This window comes from Burkholderia sp. NRF60-BP8 (genome assembly GCF_001522585.2).
In the GTDB taxonomy this organism is placed as follows: domain Bacteria; phylum Pseudomonadota; class Gammaproteobacteria; order Burkholderiales; family Burkholderiaceae; genus Burkholderia.
This window is the reverse complement of sequence record NZ_CP013373.1, coordinates 1,589,855-1,609,050: the sequence shown is the minus strand read 5'-3', so window position 1 is coordinate 1,609,050 and position 19,196 is coordinate 1,589,855. Positions and strand designations below refer to the sequence as shown.

Genomic DNA, 19,196 nt, shown 5'->3' with positions numbered 1-19,196 from the left:
TCTTCAGTAAACCGTTTGGGCGACCCCGCAACTGAGCGAGATCTGATGGACCGTCGCCGCGCCGACCTGGACGCCGAGCAGATTCAGCAGCGGCACGAGGACTGCGTCAAGGCTCGACAGCACCGGGCCGAGCAGACTGGTCAGAAAACCGAGCAGCGTCGATACGAAGGAAGACGGTATCGGCAAACTGGTCAGGTCGGCCAAGCGGAGGTTGACAGTGATCGTCGCAGCCGCGAGTTGAGTCAGCGCCGAACTGAGCGCTGAGCCGAGCGCATTCGAATTCACGGTCCAATAGTTCGCGTCGATTCCCGGCACGCCATTGAACGTGTGCGATTGGGAAGCCCCCTGCACCTGCACAGATACGTTCGACATGGAGGCCGTCACCCGAACAAGCCCGAGCACCGCGTTCACGTCGATGATCTGCGCCGGCGACGCACAACTGTAATTCGACGACAGACTGATCTTGCCCGATGCATCGAGCGGCGGCTGACCGATGCACAGATTGGCCACGCCCGGTTGCGCCGTAATGACGACGGTACTCGCCTCCTGCGTGGACGCACATTGCGTCGAATTCAGCCATGCGGTACCGGTGCCGACTTGCAGGTAAATCGGGAGCTTGACATCGATCGATGCGATCTGATTCAGCAACGTTCCGAGTATCGGTAACTGCGCGGTGCCGAGAGCGACATTCAGATACACGCCCACTGCCGCCGTCGACGCCTTCGTACGCCACGTTCCCGTCGCCGGATCGATCCCGCCCTCGCCAACGCCGATCGACGGCGGGCTGATAATCTGCACCTGCAACTGCGTTCCCGTCAGCCCGCCGAGATTCAGCGACGGCACATTGACCGTGACCGCCGGCTTGCCCGTTGCCGCGATCTCCGCGCCGACCATCAGCAGGTCGAGCAGATCGACCTGCGCGTTGAGGGCCGCCTGCGTATCCGCGAGCGCGACGTTCAGCAACCCGCCCGCGCCGCCGAGACCGATCGACGTCCCCGGGACGTTGGCGTTCACGATCGCCTGCAGCGCGGCCACGCTCGCCTGCAGGCTTGCGTTCACGACGGACGTCTGCGAGGCCGCCTTCACCATCAACTGGATCAGTTGCGGCAGCGTGAGCTTCAGCGCGAGCAGTTGATCGACCGTGCCGACGCCCGCCGCCACGACGAGGTCGCCGACCGTCACGTTGGTGCACGCAAGCGCTTGATACGACGCGATGTTCAGGTTCAGGTTGGCGCCGAGCAGCGCGCCGATCAGCCCGTTGACGAGCCCCGGATTGCCGGACGTCGGCGCCGATCCGCCCGAGCAGCCAACCCCGCCGAGCGCGGCAAGGGTCGCGCCCACCGAGAACGTATCGATGTTCGTCGAACGCGCGGTCGATACCGCGGACACCGTCTGCGGCGGTCCGACGAAGAAGAACGGCACCTGGCGCGTGACGACCACCTTGGCGGCGTTCAACTGCGTGGTCCCGGATGTCGCGGCGGCGTAGTAGCTGGGTGCCGGATTCGCAGACGTGTCCCAGCGGCCGCATTCGATGCTGATCGTGTCGCCGTTCGACGCATTGAGCCCGTTCGATTGCGCATTGCTGGTCGCGGTGGCAGTCGGCTGCGAACAGGCATCGTCCATCCGCTGCACGGCCGCGAGCGCAGCCATGTCGGCAATTCGCTGCACGTCTCGGCGCTGGTAAAAGAGATTACCGACGCCAATGGCGCCAAGCGTGGTGACGGCGATCAGCATCGCGATGATCGCCATCACCGAGAACGCGCCGCGCTGTCGTGACGCGCGGCGGATCGTGCCGCCACTGTGCCGGGTAGTCACCGTTTTGCTCCGTCAGCGCGCGAGATCGCCGCCGGACAGCCCACCGCTGCCGCTGCCACCGCTGCCGCTGCCACCGCTGCTGCCGCCGCCCGACGCCGACATCGTGCCGAACCACTGCGGAATCGGCGTCTTGAACGAGTCGATATAGCGCTGATACGCATACGTCCCGGCCGTGCCGTCGATCGGTTGCGGCGTAGCGGCCGCCCGATTCGAGCGCTGCAGGTCGAGCAGCGCGCTGGTCGCATGACCGATTTCGGACGCCGGCGTGTCGCTTTGCGCATGCGCGACGCCCGCGCCCAGCGAGCAAGCGAACGCGATGCCCACGGCCCGCACGCGGATTGAGGAAAGGTGAAACATGATGGCCTCCGTGAATATCGTCGTTATCGCGCGAAACGCTGCAGCAGCGGCACGGCAAGATCGAAATTGTCGCTGCTCGCCACCGACGGCACGGACACGCTGGCCGGCGCATAGGCGATGGCGCGCTGCTTCGCGCGCATCGCCGCCGCAACCTTCGTCTCGTCGTCACGAATCTGGCCGCGCACCGCGGGCGACAGCTTCTGCTGATCCATCAGCCGCCGCGCATCTTTCGCATGGCCGGTCGCGAGCAGATACAGCACGAAGTTGCTGAGGATCTTCGGGTTCTTCTGCTCGAGTTCGGCCGCCTTCAGCAGCGGCACGCGCGCCCCCGCCAGATCGCCTTCACGCATCTTCGAATACGCGAGGTCGGACAACGTCGCCGCATCGGTCGGCGCAAGTACCGTCGCCTGTTCGAGCTGCTGCGCGGCCAGCGCGAAATCGCCGCGGGCGCCGGCGGTCAGCCCCAGCCCGCGATAGCCGCGCGCAGCGAGCGGCGTCGTCAGCAACTTGGTATAAGCGGCCACGCCGGCGTCGTACTGGCCGGTCGCGCGCAACGCGTCGGCACGCAGCAGGATCGTGTCCGGCGATGCACCATATTGCTTCTCGTACTGATCGATGTGCGCGAGCGACGCAAAATACAGCCCCTGCCCCTGCATCCGCTCGATCAGGCCCAGATACATGCCCGGCGTATCGGGCGGCGCATTCTTGTCGGCGGCGGCCTGCATCAGCGCGCCGCGTTCGGCCTGCGCGCCGATTCCGTATCCGGATTCCTTGAACATCGCGCACCCGCTGGCGAGCAACGCGCACGCCGTCGCGCCTGCGAGCGTGCGAACCCAACCCAATCGATTCATCTCGTGTCGCTCCTTCCCCTCATGCCGCATCAATGCTGAATCGCAGCGAGCGCGGACAGCACGGTCATGATCCCCGGCCCCGCGGTCACGATCAACAGTGCCGGCAACAGCGTGACGATCATCACGCCGGTCATCTTCACCGTCAGGCGACCGATCTGTTCGCGCAGCGTCGCGCGACGCCCTTCGCGCAGACGGTCACCGAATTGTTTCAGCGGCTCTTGCACCGCGCCGCCATGCTTGTCGACCTGAATCAGCAAGCGCACGATCGCGCGCAAATCCTCGTTGTCGAAACTGTTCGTCAGGCGTTGCAGCGATTGCTCGCGCGTGCGCCCGGCCGCGAACTGCCGCTGCGCGACGCCGAGTTCCCACGACAGCACCGGCAGCATCGTCTGAAAATCGTGCGTGACGACCTGGATGCTCTGGTCGAGCGACAGGCCGACGCCCTGCAGCAGCCGCAACATGTCGACGAGCAGCGGCAGTTCGGTCGCGATGCTCTGCCGGCGCGCGGTGGCGCGCCGGCGCACATAGATCTTCGGCAGCATGTAGCCGGTCACGAGCGCGACGGATATCCACAGCGGCCAGCGCGCCTGTTGCCCGCGGCCGATCAGTACCAGCACCGCGAGCGCCGGCAGCAGGATCGCGCAGACGATGCGAGCGCCGACGAACAGCGCTCTGGCACGCACGTCGACGAAACCGCACTGTTCGAGCAGTTGGCGATCTTCGTCGGCGATCAGATATCTGCTGAAGCCGGTATCGAGCCACCGCATCCCGACGTCTTCGAAACGTTCGCGCAGCCCCGCGAAACGGACACGCGGCGCGGGCGGTGTCACCGCCTCGCGTGCCGCTTCGGCGGAGCCGGCGCGCGCGGCAGCCGCTTCGACTGCGGCGGCCCGGCGGTCGAGCGCATGCGCCAGCGCGCGCTCGGCACGCTGCACGAGCACGACGCGGACGATCGCGAGCGCGGCAAGCAGCAGCACGCCGATCGATCCGAGCACCAGCGCCAGCGCGCCTAAACGGTTTGCATCCATCGATTCACCTCAGCCGCGCGAGCCGGAACAGCCAGAGACCGCCGATCGCCTGCAGCGCGAACGCCAGGTAAATCAGCTGACGTCCGTTATCGTCGCTCCACATCGCCGTGAAGTAGCGTGGGCTCGTCGCGATGACGAAGCTGCCGACCGCGATCGGCAACAGCGCCAACACCCACGCCGACAGCCGGGTCTCGGCCGACATCGCGGACAGTTCGCGTTCCGCCTGCTCGAGATCGCGCATGAAGGTCGACATCCGGTCGAGCATCACGTCCGCCCGTCCGCCGTAGCGGACCGACAGACGCAGCACCGCCCCGACCAGTTCGAATTCGCGGATACGGTAGGTGTGCGCGATGTGCAGCATCGCGCGGTCGATCTCGACGCCGGAGCGCAGCATCTGCGACACGTCGTCGAGGCAGCGGCGCAGCGGCATCTCGGCCGTCTGCAGCGCCGACTGGAACGCCGCCGGCACGCTGTTCCCGAGCGTCACGAGCCGCACGATCCCGTCGAGAAACGACGGCAACTGACGGACGATCTTCAGGCGGCGCCGGCTGATGCGCGACGTGACCCACAGAACGACGAGCACACTGCCCGCCACGGCCGCCGCCGCCGCGGCGAGCGCGCCGCCGGCCATGCCGGCCCACAACGCGAGCAGCACGATGACTGCAAGCACCATCACGAGCCCGGTACGCACTTCATCGAGGCCCGCGCGGTCGGACAGCACGGTCCACGCGTCGAGCACCGACGCGCGCCAGCGCGCGAGCCCTTGTTCGACTGCCTGCGCGTTCGCCGTACCGGCCGCCGGGGCGCGTGCGGGGCGCGTATCGCCAGTCGGGGGAGCGGAACGCGCGCCCTGTCCCACGCGGCTGTCGAAGAACCGCTGCGTATGCGCACGCCCTTCCCGCACCTGACTTCCACGCCACAGCAGCAATCCCGCCGCCGCGCAGATCAGCGCGAACATCAGCGCGAGCAAGGTGGCGCTAGACATTGAAGCCCCCGCCTCGCCCGAAGTTGCCACCGAACCCGCCGCCGCCCGCGGACACCAGCGTGCTGCGGAAACGTGCCAGCTTCGGCGAATGCGGATGAATGCCGAGCGACTCCCAATGATCGATCTCTTCGCCCTCCGGCGTGACGCGCGCCTCGTAGCGATACAGCTCCTGCGTCGACACGACGTTGTCCGACATGCCGGTGACTTCGGTGATCGACAGGATGCGGCGGCGGCCGTTGGACAGCCGGCCGATCTGCACGATGAAGTCGATCGCGTTGGCGATCTGCCGCCGCAGGCTTGCTTCGGTGCCCTGAAAACCGGCGAAGCCGGCCAGCATCTCGAGCCGGTACAGGCATTCGCGCGGCGAGCTGGCGTGCACGGTACCCATCGATCCGTCGTGGCCGGTATTCATCGCCTGCAGCATTTCGAGCACTTCGCCGCCGCGCACTTCGCCGACGATGATCCGGTCCGGCCGCATCCGCAGCGTGTTTCGCAGCAGGTCGCGAATCGTCACCACGCCGCTGCCGTCGAACCCGCCGGGACGGCTCTCGAGCCGCACGACGTGCGGGTGATTCAACGACAGTTCGGCCGTATCCTCGATCGTCACGACGCGTTCGGCCATCGGGATGTGAAACGCCAGCGCGTTCAGCAGCGACGTCTTGCCCGAACTGGTGCCGCCCGACACGAGGACGTTGCAGCGCGCATCGACCGCGGCTTCGAGCAGCCGGCCGATTTCCTCGTTGTAGGTGCCGTTGCCCAGCAGGTCCTCGGGCTTCAACGGGTCCTTGCGAAATTTCCGGATCGATACGACCGGCCCGTCGATCGACAGCGGTTCGATCACGACGTTGACCCGCCCGCCGTCGGGCAGCCGCGCATCGACCATCGGGTTCGATTCGTCGAGCCGCCGGCCAACCGGTGCGAGAATCCGTCGCACGATCCGCAGCAGATGCGCGTTGTCGGTAAAGCGGATCGGCAGCTTCGACAGGATCCCGTGGCGCGACACGTAGATGTCGTTGTAGCCGTTGATCAGGATGTCCTCGACGTGCGGGTCGGCCAACAGGTCTTCGATCGGCCCGAAGCCGGCGAGCTCCTTCGTCAGCGCCTCGGCCACCGCGCGCACCTCGCTCTCGTTGAGCGGAATGCGCCGCAGCCGCACGAAGCTGTCGATTTCGAGATCGACGAACTGGTTGATCGCCTGTCGCGACCAACGGCCGAATTCGGCACCCAGCTCCTCGATCCGCGTGAGCAGATGCTCGTGCGCGGCATTCTTGATGTCGTGGAACTGTTGCGTTTGCGAGAACGGCGCTGCGCCGTCGGCAAATTGAATGTCGTGTGCCATCGCTTACGACCGCTTCGTTGAGGATTGAATGATGCGCCTGAGCGCCGAGAGGCCGCCGGCCGCACGCGGGGTCGCTCCGGGCGCCGGCGCGCCCGCGAGGCGCTCGACCAGCGGCCCGAGCGCACGGACGTACGGATCGCGTTCCGCGACCTCGGCGATCAGCTTGCCCTGGTTCGCCGCATGCCCGATCGACACGCGCCGCGACGGCAGTGTCGCAACCAGCGACAGTTCGAGCCGTTCGGCGATCTGTGCGGGCATCAAGCCGAGCTCGGCGTCGAACTGGTTGACGACGAGCCGGATCCGGTCGGTCGCGGCACCGGCCTCGCGCAACCCGTCCAGCATCTCGACGGCAGACACGACCGACGCCACACCCTGGTCGCAAACCAGCCATGCTTCGTCCGCCAGGTTCACGACCTGCGCGATGAATTCGCGATTCGGAAAGCCGCCGAGATCGACGATCTGGTGATCGAAGAACGCCCGCAGCCGGTTCAGCAGCGCCGCGCACGACGCCGTCGCCACGTCGCGCAGCTCGGCGAGATTCGGCGGCAGCGTCGTCAGGGCGACGCCGCTCGAGTGGCGCGCGAGCGCAGTCGTCACGAACGTGCGGTCGATCCGGCGCAGGTTGCGCACCGCCTCGACGAAATGAAATTCGCAGCGCGTGTTCAGGAACAGCGCGCCGTCGCCGGCCGGCAGCCCGAGATCGAGGAGCGCCGCCGTGTGCGCGGGGGCGGCCGGCCGGCGCTGCATCAGCACCGACAGGTTCGCGGCGAGCGTGCTCACCCCCATCCCGGCGCGCGCACCGAGCAATGCGGTGACCTTCCCGTGGCGATTCGCCGGCTCGCCGACGTTGTCGAGCAACACCCGCGTGATCCGCAGCGCTTCGTCGGCCGGTGCGGAAAAATCGACGAAATCGCGCACCCCCGCGCGCAGCGCGGCGAGTGCGCCTTCGGGTTGCGCGAGCGAGCCCAGTGCGACGACCGGCACGCCCGGATGCGCCGCGCGTACCGCGGATACCACCGTGCTTGCAGCCGCGCAATCACCGGAAAAATCGATGAATACCAGCGCCGGATTCAACACGCCGATACGCTGCGACAGCGCGGCGCCGTCGAGCGGTACCCCTTCGACCGCGCCGGCGGACACCAGCGATTGCGACAGCCAATGCACATGCTCGGCAAGAGAGGATGCGCAGACGAAGTGGTCGGTGACGGCGGGCTCAGCCAAGGAATAGGTTCTCGCATTCATCTTGAATACTCCCAATGAAGCAAGGCATCGCGTCATGCGCGACGGCCTGCGCGGTCCGGTAACGATTCGGCGCGCTCATTTCGAGAACCCCGGCCCTGCGTCCGGCGATGCCATGCCGCCCAGGTACGAACGCCACACCGGACCGTCGCGCTGCTCGGACAGCTCCCCCGGCGTCGCCGGCAGCGGTGCGCCCTGCGCGATCGGTGCAACGAGATGCGGCGTCACGATGATCACGAGCTCCTTGTCGTTCTGCTGGTAGCTCAGATTCTTGAAAAACGCGCCGATGATCGGCAGATCGCCCAGGAACGGCACCTTGTTGACGTTGGACGTGGTCTCGCGGTCGATCAAGCCGCCGATCACGAAGCTTTCGCCGTCGCCGAGCTCGACCGTCGTGTCCGCACGCCGCGTCGTCAGCGCGGGCACCTGCACGCCGTTGATCGTGATCGAATGCACGAAGTCGAGCTGACTCGATTCGGGCGCGACCTTCAGCGCGATCCGCCGCGGATTCAGCACGGTCGGCGTAACCGTCAGCCCGACGCCGTAGGGTTTCCACTCGATCGAGATCGTGCCGAGCGATTGCGGCACCGGCACCGGAATTTCGCCGCCCGCGAGGAAATTCGCGCTCTGGCCGGACAACGCGACGAGCGTCGGCTGCGCGAGTACTCGGGCCAGGTTATTCGCCTCGAGAATCGACAGGTCGGCGAACAACCCGCGGGACATGGAATGGATGACGAGGTTGAACGCCGACGAAATCGGCACGTTCGTGTTGTAGGTGAGCGAGCTGTTCGGCGAGCCGGTAATCGACGTCAGCCCCGTCGGCGCGAAGGCCCCGAACGCAAAGCCGTTGCTCTGCTTGAAGAAATTGAGCCCCGCCTGCTTCAGCACCGAGCGGCTGAATTCGACGACCCGCACGTCGACCTGCACGACATTCTTGCCGGAGATCGTCGACGCATCCAGCGTCGTCCCGTCCTTGCCGCCGACCGTCTTCGCCGCATGCACGGCCCGCTGATGGCCGTCGAGCGTTCCGGACGTACCGCCGATCACCGTCGTGCCGCCGTACGTATTCACGCTCGGCGACGCGCCGTCGAGGAGTGCCCGCGCCGCCCCGCTCGTGACGTTCACGTTATAGACGGTCGGCTCGTCGCGGCCGCGCTCCCAGATCATCACGTTCGTCGCGCCGGCATTCTTCGCCACCAGCAGCACGCCGCCGCGCCCGCCCTTGACGACGACCACGTCGGCCACCGACGGATCGCCGACCGCAACCCGCTGCAGCGCACGCCCCGTCGCAAGCTGCCGTTGCGCGCCGATTGCAAGGCTGATCGTCCCGCTCGTGTCGGCCGCGTCCGACAGCGGCGGCATCGCCAGCGCGCTCAATGCAATAGCCAAACCAATCAGTTTCTTTTTCATTGTTTGCCGTCTTCGTCCCACTCAATAAGCGACCGTTTCGGTCCGCCCACCCCGAATCACTTCGATGCCGCCACCGCTCGGACGCCGTGCGACCACCCGCGGCGCCACACGCGGAGCCGGCGCCGTCGCACTCTTCGACAACTCGCCCAGCACCATGCCGGCAGCGGCAACCGCCGACGGGCTCTTGTCGTCGCCGACGCGAACCGCGACGGTTTGCGCCGCGACATCGTCGTCGCGTGGGTTACGCAGCGCGAGCAGGAGTCGACCGCTCTGCTCGGCGAGCGTCAGCGCGTCGACCTGTGCGGTGGGCACGGCCAGCACCGCGGTCCGCGTCCCGACCACCGAGCCGTTCGAACTGTCTCGCTCGGTCGTTGCATCGCCGAACGACAGCACACGAACCTTCGACATCAGCAGCCGCGCCTGAGTATTCACGATCTCCGCCGTCGACGTCCCGCCGATCGCCACACCGGTCCCGTCGCGCTTCAGATTCACGAACACGTCGACATAGTTGCCGGGGCGCACGCGATTGCCGACCGCGTTGGTCTCGTCGACCTTGATCGCGACGGCGCGCTCTCCCGGTGCGATCTGCTCGGCGAGACCGGACGACAATGCGCTCGCGACGACGGCCGCATGGGCGGGAATGTCGGCTGCCGGGGTGCGACCGACCAGTTGCAGCGGATCGGCGAACGCCCCCTGGGGCGCGGCGGTCGACTGCTGGACCTTCAGCGCATCGGCCGGAATCGGTTGGCCGGCTTGCAACGGCCGAGTCGTCACGACGACCGGCACGCTCTGCGTGGCGACCGTCGAGGCAACCGGCGCGACATCGGCCGGCTTGCGACCGAGCATCCATGCATAGACGCCGAGCAGAATCGCGATCGCGATCAGCAAACCCGCAATGATCTTCGTCAGATTGTTGGCCATGGTGTTGTTATGCTTCCCCGCTACTCACGATTGAATTCTCCACGCAACGTTGCCGACCGGGCGCCCTCGACCCGGCACGACGCCGCAGCTGCCGTCTATATGATGTTGACCGGGCTGATCTGGACCATCGCGGTTCCGGTGAGTGTCGATGGCACCGGCAACAGCGAACCGAGCAGCGGGAACGCCGGAATCAGGGGACTCTGCGAGTAGGGGTAGGTCAGCGTGATCTGCACGCACAGCATCGTCGGGTCGTACGAACAATTGCCTTGCTGCGTGGGCGAGCATGTCGACCCTTTCAGCCACGTGGTCAGGTTCGTCGCGGCCGTGCATGCGGCCTGGGCTCGCGCCGCCAACGCGGCTTGCTGCGCTGCCTGCACCGACGCGGCCGCACCGACCTGCTGATAGTTCAGCGCGGCGCGAGCGCCTTCCGTTGCGGCAAGCGTCAGGTTCTGCTGGGCCGCGAAGATCATCCCGTACGTGATGATCGCGTACAGGATCAGGAAGAACACGGGCAACATCAGCGCAAATTCGATCGCCGTCGCACCGCGCTCGCGACGTCGCATACCGGATACCGGACAAACGACCGTCATTGCATCCCCCCGGTCGCGATCCGGTACAGGCACCACAGCGCCGCGGGAATCACGAGAAACGCGGCATACGGCGACGCCCGGAAACCGGCGATCTGCATCGTCGGCGAACGCCGCTGCCACAACGCCGACACGGGCGTACGGGTGGCGAAGATCAGCGTACCGGCATGCGCGAATGCCAGCAGGCTCGCAATGATCCAGAGCCACAGCAGCGCATGCGGGCCGCACCACGCGCCCAGCACCGCGAATACCTTGACATCCGCGGCACCCATTACGCGCAGCACAAAAAAGGGAAAGAGGCTCAGAAAACCGACCAGTACGCCAATGAGCGCCTGATTCACGGATATGCCGAACGGATTATGTCCGGCGAGTACAAATGCAAACGCGAATCCACCGATCACCAGTGAATTCGGTATACGCCTATGACGGATGTCCTCGAGCGCGACAAGCATCGCCCACGCGAGGAAAACCCCGACGCCAGTGAGCAGGATCATTTACACCCCGAACGGCAAAACTTACCGCGCGGATTGCCGAAGCAATCCGCGCCCCTGACAACAGGGAAATGAGCAAAGCTCGTTCGTTATGCCGCCGGCAGTTTGCTGGCGATGTAGGTGAACGCACCCGAGATGCCACCCGTCAACGTGCTCATCGCACTGACGAGAGCGACGGCGATGAGTCCGGCGATGAGTCCGTACTCGACTGCGGTAACCCCGTCTTCTTCCTTAAGGAAACGCTTGATGATTGCTTTCATTTTATTCCTCGTGCCTGTATTTACGTTTTCTGGCCTTTTATACGTATACGTCCCCGCATATCTGGCCGTTTGCCCCAGCCGTTCGCCACATCTGCTGTAACGACAACCGGGTGCGCTTTCTTTATAGGTCGCCCCGAAGGGCATTGCTCACGATTTGATGCAAGTTAACATTCGCGATAGTGCCCCTCCTCGAACGTAGTGTACCGAACCGTACATTTGCTTACATCTGCTCCCGATTCTATATCCGTTCCCATTTAAATTCCAACCTCTTTTCAACTACTCGGGCGGAAAAAATGATCAGGAGCACAACGTATTTGTACGGCGTTTCGGTACGACTTACACATAGGATTTACGATAGGTTAGATGTGCACACCTAATCCACCAGTAAAACAATTGCCTCGTCCACCAAACCTGCGTGGGCCCCACGTTACGCCGCATCCGTAACGCCAATGTTGTGACGTTACGTTACGAAACGGCCGAAACCGTTCTCATTCATCCTCTCTTAAACAGATTCAACAATCTTTCAATTTCCATAACTTCCTTCTCCGACAAGGAATTGCCTCGTTTAAAACCGGTCGTCGAACCGTCGGGCATCGAAATGGCACGACAGTTGCAGAGTAGTCCTCGCACCACTCAACACAACGCAGTTCACAACACATTTTTAATGCGAGGACGAAATGGACATTAAGGTTATCCCTCATGGCATGTTCCGGACGACTCTGATCGCGGCCACCGTTGCAGCCATGCTTTCCCTTTCCGCGTGCGGCGGCTCCGGCTCCATCAGCCAGGGTCTCGGTGGCGGCTCGAGCTCCGGCGGCGGCGATACGATCTCCACGTCGGGCGGCAACGGCTCGAGCGGCACGTCGGGTACGAGCGGCACGAGTGGTACCTCGGGCACGAGCGGCACGTCCGGCACCAGCGGAACGTCGGGCACGAGCGGTACGTCCGGCACCAGCGGAACGTCGGGCACGAGCGGTACGTCCGGCACCAGCGGAACCTCGGGCACGAGCGGTACGTCCGGCACCTCCGGTGTGTCGGCGAACCCGGTGGGAAATGTCCTCGCAAGCGGCAGCAACATCATCACGAATGCCGGCAGCACCGTCTCCGGTCTCGGCTCCGTCATCGGTAGCCAAACGCTGCCGGGCGTCAATCCGGCCACCACGCAAGCCGCGGGCGGCATCGTGCAAAGCGTGGGCGGCGCGGTCTCTGCGCTGGGCAACGGCCTCGGCAACGGGCTCGGCCAGCTCGGCGCGACGAAGGATCCGGTCGGCACCACGGTCGCCAGCACGGGCGGCGTGGTCAATCAGCTCGGCGGCGCAGTCACGCAAACGGGCAACCTCGTCACGAGCCTCGGCAGCGGCCCGCTGTCGCCGCTCGCGCCGGTCACGGGCGCGGTCGGCGGCCTCGTCACGACGCTCGGCGGCGCCGTGTCGAACGGCGGCACCACGCTCACCAACGCACTGTCGACCGGCCCGATCCAGCAGGTCACGCAGACGGTCAGCTCGGCCATCACGCCGATCACGACGATGGTCGGCCAGACGACCCAGACGATCGGCACGGCAACCGGCCTCGGCGCACCGGTCAACACGCTGCTCGGCACGGTCGGCAACGGGCTGAACCAGGCCGGCGCCCTGCTCGCATCGACGGGCGGCAACCCGGTCACCACCGGCCTCGGCAATACGGTCTCATCGACGGGCAACACCGTGAAGGCCGTCGGCGGCCTGCTCACGGGCGGCACCGGCGGCGTGACCAACCCGCTTGCCCCGCTCACGGGTCTCGTATCGACGGTGACCGGCGCACTCGGCGGCGCAACGGGTGGCGGCAGCGGCCCGCTAGCGCCGGTCACGGGGCTCGTCTCGACGGTCACGGGTGCACTGGGCGGCGCAGCAGGCGGCAGCGGCGGTCCGCTCGCACCGGTTACGGGCCTCGTCTCGACGGTCACCGGCGCGCTCGGCGGCGCAACGGGCGGTACCAGCGGCGGCCCGCTCGCACCGGTCACGGGCCTCCTCGGCGCAGTCACGGGCGCACTCGGCGGCGTGACGGGCGGCGCAGGCGGCAGCAGCCCGCTCGCACCGGTGACGAATGCCGTCTCCACGGTCACGAGCACGGTCGGCGTACCGGCACTGAGCGGCGGCACGGGTGCCGTCACGAACGCGGGCTCGTCGTCGAATCCGCTTGCGCCCGTCACGTCGCTGATCGGCGGCCTGCTCGGCGGCACGCACGGCAAGTAATCCGACATCCATTCATCGAAAAGACAGCGAGGAGTCCATCATGTCCCAGCAACGTTCGATCACGACGGTCGCCCTGCGCCACTGGCGCATGCCCCTCACCGCCTTCGCCGCAGCGTGCCTGCTGGCCGCCTGCGGCGGCGGCGGCGTCAGCTCGCCGCCGACCAGCAGCAACGACAACAACAACCCGAGCACGAGCGGCACGCCCGGCACGAGCGGCACCAGCGGTTCGCCGACCGGCACCAAGGGCGTCATCAGCACGGTCGGCCAGACGGCCACCGACCTCGGCAGCACGGTCGGCAACATCAGCCTGCCGGGCCTCGGCGACGGTGTGACGAAGGGCGTCGGCAGCACGCTGTCCAGCACCGGCACGATCGTCGGCGCGGCCGCCGATGCGGTGAGCAACGGGCTGGGGCAGATCGGCTCGACGAAGGACCCGGTCGGCACCACGGTTGCCGGTCTCGGCAACGTCGTCGGCGCGACCAGCAACACGGTGTCCGGCCTGAGCTCGACGGTCAAGGCGCTGGGCACCGGCCCGCTGGCACCGCTCGCGCCGGTCACGACGCCGGTCGGCACCGTGCTCGATACGGTCGCCAACGGCCTGACGGCCGCCGGCACGACGATCGGCTCGACGCTGTCGTCGGGCGCCGTCCAGCAGGTCACGCAACCGATCAGCTCGGCGATCACGCCGCTCGTGATCACCGCCGGCCAGGTCACGCAGCAGGTCGGCACGACGACCGGCCTCGGCCAACCCGTCTCGGGCCTGCTCGGCCAGATCGGCGGCGCAATCAGCTCGGCCGGCAAGCAGGTCGCCGGCACGTCGAGCCAGCCGCTCGTCGGCGACGTCGGCCAGCTCGTGACCGCGGTCGGCAATACCGTGACCAACGCTGGCGGCCTCGTCAATCCGAACGGCCCGAACGGCGCGGCACCGATCCCCGGCCTGATCACGAGCCTCGTCGGCGGCTCGACGGCAACCGTCCAGAATGGCTCGTCCTCCGGTTCCGGTTCGACGAACCCGCTCGGCGGGCTGCTGTCGGGTCTCGGCTCGACGCCGCTCGGCTCGCTCACGGGCGCGCTCGGCGGCGCAGCGGGCGGCTCGGGCAGCAGCCCGCTCGCGCCCGTCACGAATCTCGTGTCGACGGTCACCGGCACGCTCGGCGGCGCAACGGGCGGCGCGGGCAGTGCTAACCCTCTCGCGCCCGTCACCGGTTTGCTGAATACTGTCACCGGAGCGGTCGGCGGTGCAGCAGGGTCCGGGGGCTCGAGCCCGCTCGCGCCGGTCACGTCGTTGGTCGGCAGCGTGTCGGGTACGGCGTCGTCGGGCAGCGGTTCGACGGGTCTGCTGGCACCGGTCACGGGGTTGCTGGGTACGTTGGGTAGCGTTGGCAAGTAAGGAGGACGGTCGCGTCATCGCAGCCGGAGCGAATGACGCGGCCGTACAAACACAACCGGCATTGCGGCACGCGGCGCGCGACACCCTGGTGTCGTGCGCCGGCATTACAAAGAAGACGAAAAGCAAGGCCTACGAGGAAGAACAATGAAATCCAGACTCGACAGATGGATGATGCTGCTCGCCATCGCGGCAGCAGGCACGGCACAGGCACAAACGCGCGTCGGCGGTAACCCGCTCGACTCCCTTCCCCAGATCAACGCACCGAAGACGGGCCCGAACGTCACCGTTCAGGTCGCACCGCAGGCGCCGCAATTGCAGGAGCTGCTGTCGCGACACCTGACGCCGACGACGTTCCAGGTCGAAGGCGTGAAGTCGGTGCCGTTCGAGGAAATCACGCGCCGCTTCACACCGCTCGTCGGCAAGGACATCACGATCGGCGAGCTGATCGAAACCGCCAACGGCGTGACGAAGCTGTACCAGGAACGCGGCTACGCGCTCTCGTTCGCGTTCGTTCCCGCGCAGACGTTCGAGAACGGTGTCGTGCGCATCACGGTGGTCGAAGGCTACGTGGCGGACGTCAAGGTCACCGGCAAACCCGGCGCGATGGAACCGAAGATTCGCGCGATCGCCGCGCACATCACGGCCGATCGTCCGCTGCGCCGCGCGACGTTCGAGCGCTACGTGAACACGTTCGGCCTGCTGCCCGGCCTGACGGTGAAAGCGAATGTCCCGCCGCCGCAAACCACCGACGGCGCGACGACGCTCGAACTTGCGGTGGATCGCAAGCCGTTCAACGTCAGCACGGGTATCGACTTCAACCACCCGGGCGTCCAGGGCCTCATCACCGCAACCGAAAACGGCCTCACGTCGTTCGGCGAGCAACTGAGCATCTCGGCGCTCGCGCCGCCGGGACGCGACAAGCAGACCTACTTCGCGTTCAGCGGCGCCCTGCCCGTCGGCAGCAGCGGCCTGATCACGCGCCTCGATGCCAGCACGTATCGCGGCAAACCGACCGATAACCCGGGGTTGCCGTCATACGTCCAGCGCACCGTGAAGAACGAGAAGCTCGGTCTTTCGGCCTCCTACCCGATTCTGCTGAACAACCAGCGCAGCCTGCTCGGCACCGTGTCGGGTTATGCGTCGCACAACGAGGACCGCTACCAGAACCAGATCAACGGCGCGACCCTCGATAACCGATCGCAAGTTCGCGTGCTGCAGATGCAACTCGACTACACGAACGTCCAGCCGAAACAGGTACAGAAGCTGAGCGTCAACGTCGCGAAGGGCTTCAACATCCTCGGCGCGTCGAAAGCGCAGGACATCACCGTCGGCACGACGACGACCTCGGTGGACAGCCCCATCTCGCTGACCTTCGTCCGCACCGGCGCAACCTTCACGCAGACGAACGAATGGCCGTTCCGGATCGGCACGTCGGTGTCGCTGACCGGGCAATACAGTCCCGACTCGCTGCCGACGTCCGAACAGATCTCGTTCGGCTCGACCCGTTACGCGCTCGGCTACCAGCCGGGCGAAACGTCGGGCGACTCGGGCTGGGGGATGTCGCTCGAAGTCAACCGCGGTTTCACACCGGGCTGGACGTATCTGAAATCGATTACGCCGTACATCGCATACGACATGGCGCGTGTGTATCTTCACTCGGGCACGCCATCGCCGAACCGCATGTCGTCGGTCGGCATCGGCGTGCGGCTCACGGACAGCCGCTACTACAGTCTCGATCTGAACGTCGCGAAACCGGTGGGCGACGCACCGGTCGAAAGCGCGTCACGCAGCCCGCGCATCAACGCCGCGTTCTCGTATCAGCTCAACTGATCGGTCACCAAAGTCGCCTCACAGCCCGCGTCACGCGGGCTGTTTCGATTAGAGTCCCCTCTATCAAACGTGGCGCACGGTTTCACGTATTCTGGTGAAGCTCGCAACAGACCCGCCCCATGCAGACGGGCGTACGGGCAAATCGAACAGACATGCAAAACAAGGAGGATGACAATGATTCAACTGACCCGCCCGTTGCGCGCGATCGCCATTGCCGGCGCTCTGCTCGCGTGCGCAACCCCCACGTTCGCGCAAGCCGACAGCCCAGTCGGCATGTGGCAGACGATCGACGACAACACCCATCAACCGAAGGCGCTCGTGCAGATCGCCGAGGACGGCGACGGCTCGCTGACGGGCAAGGTCGTCAAGGGCCTCGGCGCGAACGATACGCCCGATCGCCGCTGCACCGCGTGCACGGACGAGCGCAAGGATCAGCTCATCAAGGGCATGACGATCATCAAGGCGATGAAGAAGGACGGCGACCACTGGGACGGCGGCAACATTCTCGACCCGGAGAACGGCAAGGTCTACAAGTGCAAGATGACGCTTGAAGACGGCGGCCAGAAGCTCGTGGTGCGCGGCTACATCGGCGTGTCGCTGCTGGGCCGGTCGCAGACCTGGGTCCGCCAGCAATAACGCAGTACGCGCCAAAACGCGCGGCTCAATAAAAAAATCGGCCTGCGACGACGTCGTCAGGCCGATTTCCTTTTGGGGCGTGCACAACGAAAACCGAAGGACATCACGCCGCGTGCTTCATCGCATCCGATGCATAGCTACCCGGTGCACGATACGCGGGCGCCGCGTTGCTACGCGCCTCCGCCGCCTTCGATTGCGTATGCTTGCGCATCCGCGCGGACAGTTCGTTGCACAGATTCATGCCGGCGTCGCCGTAGAGCTCACGCATCACGTTCATCAGCGTGCCCGTTTCGTGCCATACCTTGAAGCGGCGATGGCATGTCTGATACGACGGGTAACGGCGCGGCATGGCCGACCATGTTGCGCCGCTGTAGATCACCCACAGCACACCGTTCAGCACGGCTCGCGTATTGGCTAACGGCCGGCCGCGCAACTCGGTGCGCGGCTGCATTTCGGGCAGAAGCGGCGCGACGCAGCGCCATTCGTGGTCGGTCAAATCGCGATACGGTGTCATGGACATCTCCAGCCTTAATAACCATGACACCACAATATCGGCTCACCTCAACGATGAATATAAGACAAATCCGAAAATACCCGAAGATTCGCTGAATCTAACCGAAATTGACGTTTGAATGACGCCGATTGCGAGCACCCGCCATCCGCTCAGGTCAACGACGTATCGACGATGCGGCGCGGCGTTTCGAGATACTCCTTCGACTGCATCTCGACGATGCGCGAGACCGTACGCGCGAATTCGTTGGCCATCGGGCCTTCGACGTACAACGCTTCGGCCGGCACCGCCGCGGACATCAGCAGCTTGACCTTGTGATCGTAGAGCACGTCGATGAGCCAGGTGAAGCGGCGCGCCTCGGACGCCATCCGCGGCGACATCTGCGGCACCTCGGACAGCACGATCGCATGAAAACGGCTCGCCAGTTCGAGGTAGTCGTTCTGGGAACGCGGGCCGCCGCACAGCGTCGCGAAATCGAACCACACGACGCCGTCCGCCTTGCGCAGCGCCTTCAGTTCGCGCTTCTCGATATGCAGGATCGGGCTTTCGTCGGGCACGGCCGCGAGCTTGCCGAATGCATGGCGCAGTTCGCGATCGGCTTCCGCGCCGAGCGGCGTGTGATACATCTTCACCTGCGCGAGTGTGCGCTGGCGATAATCGACCCCCGCGTCGACGTTGAGCACGTCGAGCTTTTCCTTGATCAGCGCGATCGCCGGCAGCATGCGATCGCGATGCAGGCCGTCCGGATACAGGTCGTCGGGATCGTAATTGGACGTCATCACGAACTGCACGCCGTTGTTGAACAGGCGATCGAGCAAGCGATACAGGATCATCGCGTCGGCGATGTCCGACACGTGGAACTCGTCGAAGCAGATCAGCCGGTAACGCTTCGCGATGCGCCGCGCGAGTTCGTCGAGCGGATCGGCCTGCCCTTTCAGCTCCTCGAGCTCGCGGTGCACTTCCCGCATGAATTCGTGGAAATGCAGGCGCGTCTTGCGCTGCACGGGTACGACTGCGTAGAAGCTGTCCATCAGGAAGCTCTTGCCGCGACCGACACCGCCCCACATGTAGACGCCGCGCGGGAGATCCGGGTGATTGATGAGCTTCTTGAAAGCGTTCGAGCGGCGCGCCTTGTAGTCGACCCACTCGTCGAAACAGCGCTGCAGGCGATCGACGGCCGCGCGCTGAGCGGGATCGGACTGATAGCCGCGCGTGGTCAGCTCGCGCGTGTAGTATTCGGTGACGTTCATCGGGCAAACCGGAAAGAACGAAGGCGAGCGGGAAACCCCGCCCGCCTTCGTCATGAGACGGCTGC

Annotated in this window: 18 protein-coding genes; 4 read left to right on the top strand and 14 right to left on the bottom strand. The window is 65.7% G+C overall.

The annotated features are described in order from the left end of the window. Positions 1-3: 3 nt before the first annotated feature. The 12 genes from WS54_RS20835 to WS54_RS20780 all read right to left on the bottom strand — a co-directional run bounded on the left by WS54_RS20835 (position 4) and on the right by WS54_RS20780 (position 11,283). A complete protein-coding gene (locus WS54_RS20835; RefSeq protein WP_059785493.1) occupies positions 4-1,815 on the bottom strand; it encodes a TadG family pilus assembly protein in 1,812 nt (603 codons plus the stop codon). 12 nt (positions 1,816-1,827) lie between these two features. Beyond that, positions 1,828-2,172 (bottom strand): DUF3613 domain-containing protein, encoded by a 345-nt coding sequence (locus WS54_RS20830; RefSeq protein WP_059785490.1) that lies wholly within the window; start codon positions 2,170-2,172, stop codon positions 1,828-1,830. Between the two features lie 23 nt (positions 2,173-2,195). Beyond that, positions 2,196-3,023, bottom strand: a complete 828-nt coding sequence (locus tag WS54_RS20825) for a pilus assembly protein (protein ID WP_034207140.1) — start codon at positions 3,021-3,023, stop codon at positions 2,196-2,198. A 29-nt stretch (positions 3,024-3,052) separates the two neighbouring features. Continuing rightward, positions 3,053-4,051: a type II secretion system F family protein gene (locus WS54_RS20820; protein ID WP_059785486.1), complete on the bottom strand. Its 999-nt coding sequence runs from the start codon at positions 4,049-4,051 to the stop codon at positions 3,053-3,055. A gap of 4 nt (positions 4,052-4,055) precedes the next feature. Next, complete coding sequence (locus WS54_RS20815; protein ID WP_034207138.1) at positions 4,056-5,036, bottom strand: type II secretion system F family protein; 981 nt, start codon at positions 5,034-5,036, stop codon at positions 4,056-4,058. Then, positions 5,029-6,375, bottom strand: coding sequence for a CpaF family protein (locus tag WS54_RS20810; protein ID WP_034207137.1), 1,347 nt, complete (start codon positions 6,373-6,375; stop codon positions 5,029-5,031). Before WS54_RS20810 ends, WS54_RS20815 begins: the two co-directional genes overlap by 8 nt. 3 nt (positions 6,376-6,378) lie before the next feature. Then, positions 6,379-7,617, bottom strand: coding sequence for a fimbrial protein (locus WS54_RS20805; protein WP_034207136.1), 1,239 nt, complete (start codon positions 7,615-7,617; stop codon positions 6,379-6,381). Between the two features lie 75 nt (positions 7,618-7,692). Beyond that, on the bottom strand, positions 7,693-9,024 hold the full coding sequence (locus WS54_RS20800; protein ID WP_034207135.1) for a type II and III secretion system protein family protein: 1,332 nt from the start codon (positions 9,022-9,024) through the stop codon (positions 7,693-7,695). Between the two features lie 21 nt (positions 9,025-9,045). Then, positions 9,046-9,945 (bottom strand): Flp pilus assembly protein CpaB, encoded by a 900-nt coding sequence (gene cpaB, locus WS54_RS20795; protein WP_034207134.1) that lies wholly within the window; start codon positions 9,943-9,945, stop codon positions 9,046-9,048. Between the two features lie 95 nt (positions 9,946-10,040). Then, the gene (locus tag WS54_RS20790; RefSeq protein WP_059785483.1) at positions 10,041-10,535 is read right to left on the bottom strand and encodes a TadE/TadG family type IV pilus assembly protein; all 495 of its coding nucleotides are present in this window, start codon (positions 10,533-10,535) and stop codon (positions 10,041-10,043) included. Beyond that, on the bottom strand, positions 10,532-11,026 hold the full coding sequence (locus tag WS54_RS20785; RefSeq protein WP_059785479.1) for an A24 family peptidase: 495 nt from the start codon (positions 11,024-11,026) through the stop codon (positions 10,532-10,534). Before WS54_RS20785 ends, WS54_RS20790 begins: the two co-directional genes overlap by 4 nt. An 86-nt stretch (positions 11,027-11,112) precedes the next feature. After that, a complete protein-coding gene (locus tag WS54_RS20780) occupies positions 11,113-11,283 on the bottom strand; it encodes a Flp family type IVb pilin (protein WP_059785476.1) in 171 nt (56 codons plus the stop codon). Between the two features lie 677 nt (positions 11,284-11,960). Here WS54_RS20780 and WS54_RS20770 point away from each other — a divergent pair. The 4 genes from WS54_RS20770 (at position 11,961) to WS54_RS20755 (ending at position 17,370) form a co-directional block, all read left to right on the top strand. After that, positions 11,961-13,514: a collagen-like triple helix repeat-containing protein gene (locus WS54_RS20770; protein ID WP_059785473.1), complete on the top strand. Its 1,554-nt coding sequence runs from the start codon at positions 11,961-11,963 to the stop codon at positions 13,512-13,514. Positions 13,515-13,554: 40 nt separating this feature from the next. Beyond that, positions 13,555-14,904 carry a collagen-like triple helix repeat-containing protein gene (locus tag WS54_RS20765; protein ID WP_059785468.1) on the top strand — a complete coding sequence of 450 codons (1,350 nt, stop codon included), beginning with the start codon at positions 13,555-13,557 and terminating at the stop codon, positions 14,902-14,904. Between the two features lie 144 nt (positions 14,905-15,048). After that, complete coding sequence (locus WS54_RS20760) at positions 15,049-16,734, top strand: ShlB/FhaC/HecB family hemolysin secretion/activation protein (protein ID WP_059785464.1); 1,686 nt, start codon at positions 15,049-15,051, stop codon at positions 16,732-16,734. Between the two features lie 174 nt (positions 16,735-16,908). Continuing rightward, a complete protein-coding gene (locus WS54_RS20755; RefSeq protein ID WP_034207127.1) occupies positions 16,909-17,370 on the top strand; it encodes a DUF2147 domain-containing protein in 462 nt (153 codons plus the stop codon). A gap of 103 nt (positions 17,371-17,473) precedes the next feature. Here the strand turns inward: WS54_RS20755 and WS54_RS20750 are convergent, their stop codons facing one another. Beyond that, positions 17,474-17,917, bottom strand: a complete 444-nt coding sequence (locus WS54_RS20750; protein ID WP_159086700.1) for a transposase — start codon at positions 17,915-17,917, stop codon at positions 17,474-17,476. Positions 17,918-18,033: 116 nt separating this feature from the next. Then, positions 18,034-19,131: a cell division protein ZapE gene (gene zapE / locus WS54_RS20745; RefSeq protein ID WP_059499047.1), complete on the bottom strand. Its 1,098-nt coding sequence runs from the start codon at positions 19,129-19,131 to the stop codon at positions 18,034-18,036. Between the last annotated feature and the right edge of the window lie 65 nt (positions 19,132-19,196).

What these genes read in the sequence shown, in the direction of transcription:
- WS54_RS20800 (WP_034207135.1), bottom strand. Translation starts at nt 9,024, where the DNA reads ATGAAAAAGAAACTGATTGGTTTGGCTATTGCATTGAGCGCGCTGGCG.
- WS54_RS20785 (WP_059785479.1), bottom strand. Translation starts at nt 11,026, where the DNA reads ATGATCCTGCTCACTGGCGTCGGGGTTTTCCTCGCGTGGGCGATGCTT.
- WS54_RS20770 (WP_059785473.1), top strand. Translation starts at nt 11,961, where the DNA reads ATGGACATTAAGGTTATCCCTCATGGCATGTTCCGGACGACTCTGATC.
- WS54_RS20755 (WP_034207127.1), top strand. Translation starts at nt 16,909, where the DNA reads ATGATTCAACTGACCCGCCCGTTGCGCGCGATCGCCATTGCCGGCGCT.
- cpaB (WP_034207134.1), bottom strand. Translation starts at nt 9,945, where the DNA reads ATGGCCAACAATCTGACGAAGATCATTGCGGGTTTGCTGATCGCGATC.
- zapE (WP_059499047.1), bottom strand. Translation starts at nt 19,131, where the DNA reads ATGAACGTCACCGAATACTACACGCGCGAGCTGACCACGCGCGGCTAT.
- WS54_RS20780 (WP_059785476.1), bottom strand. Translation starts at nt 11,283, where the DNA reads ATGAAAGCAATCATCAAGCGTTTCCTTAAGGAAGAAGACGGGGTTACC.
- WS54_RS20815 (WP_034207138.1), bottom strand. Translation starts at nt 5,036, where the DNA reads ATGTCTAGCGCCACCTTGCTCGCGCTGATGTTCGCGCTGATCTGCGCG.
- WS54_RS20765 (WP_059785468.1), top strand. Translation starts at nt 13,555, where the DNA reads ATGTCCCAGCAACGTTCGATCACGACGGTCGCCCTGCGCCACTGGCGC.
- WS54_RS20825 (WP_034207140.1), bottom strand. Translation starts at nt 3,023, where the DNA reads ATGAATCGATTGGGTTGGGTTCGCACGCTCGCAGGCGCGACGGCGTGC.
- WS54_RS20810 (WP_034207137.1), bottom strand. Translation starts at nt 6,375, where the DNA reads ATGGCACACGACATTCAATTTGCCGACGGCGCAGCGCCGTTCTCGCAA.
- WS54_RS20820 (WP_059785486.1), bottom strand. Translation starts at nt 4,051, where the DNA reads ATGGATGCAAACCGTTTAGGCGCGCTGGCGCTGGTGCTCGGATCGATC.
- WS54_RS20760 (WP_059785464.1), top strand. Translation starts at nt 15,049, where the DNA reads ATGAAATCCAGACTCGACAGATGGATGATGCTGCTCGCCATCGCGGCA.
- WS54_RS20830 (WP_059785490.1), bottom strand. Translation starts at nt 2,172, where the DNA reads ATGTTTCACCTTTCCTCAATCCGCGTGCGGGCCGTGGGCATCGCGTTC.
- WS54_RS20790 (WP_059785483.1), bottom strand. Translation starts at nt 10,535, where the DNA reads ATGACGGTCGTTTGTCCGGTATCCGGTATGCGACGTCGCGAGCGCGGT.
- WS54_RS20805 (WP_034207136.1), bottom strand. Translation starts at nt 7,617, where the DNA reads ATGAATGCGAGAACCTATTCCTTGGCTGAGCCCGCCGTCACCGACCAC.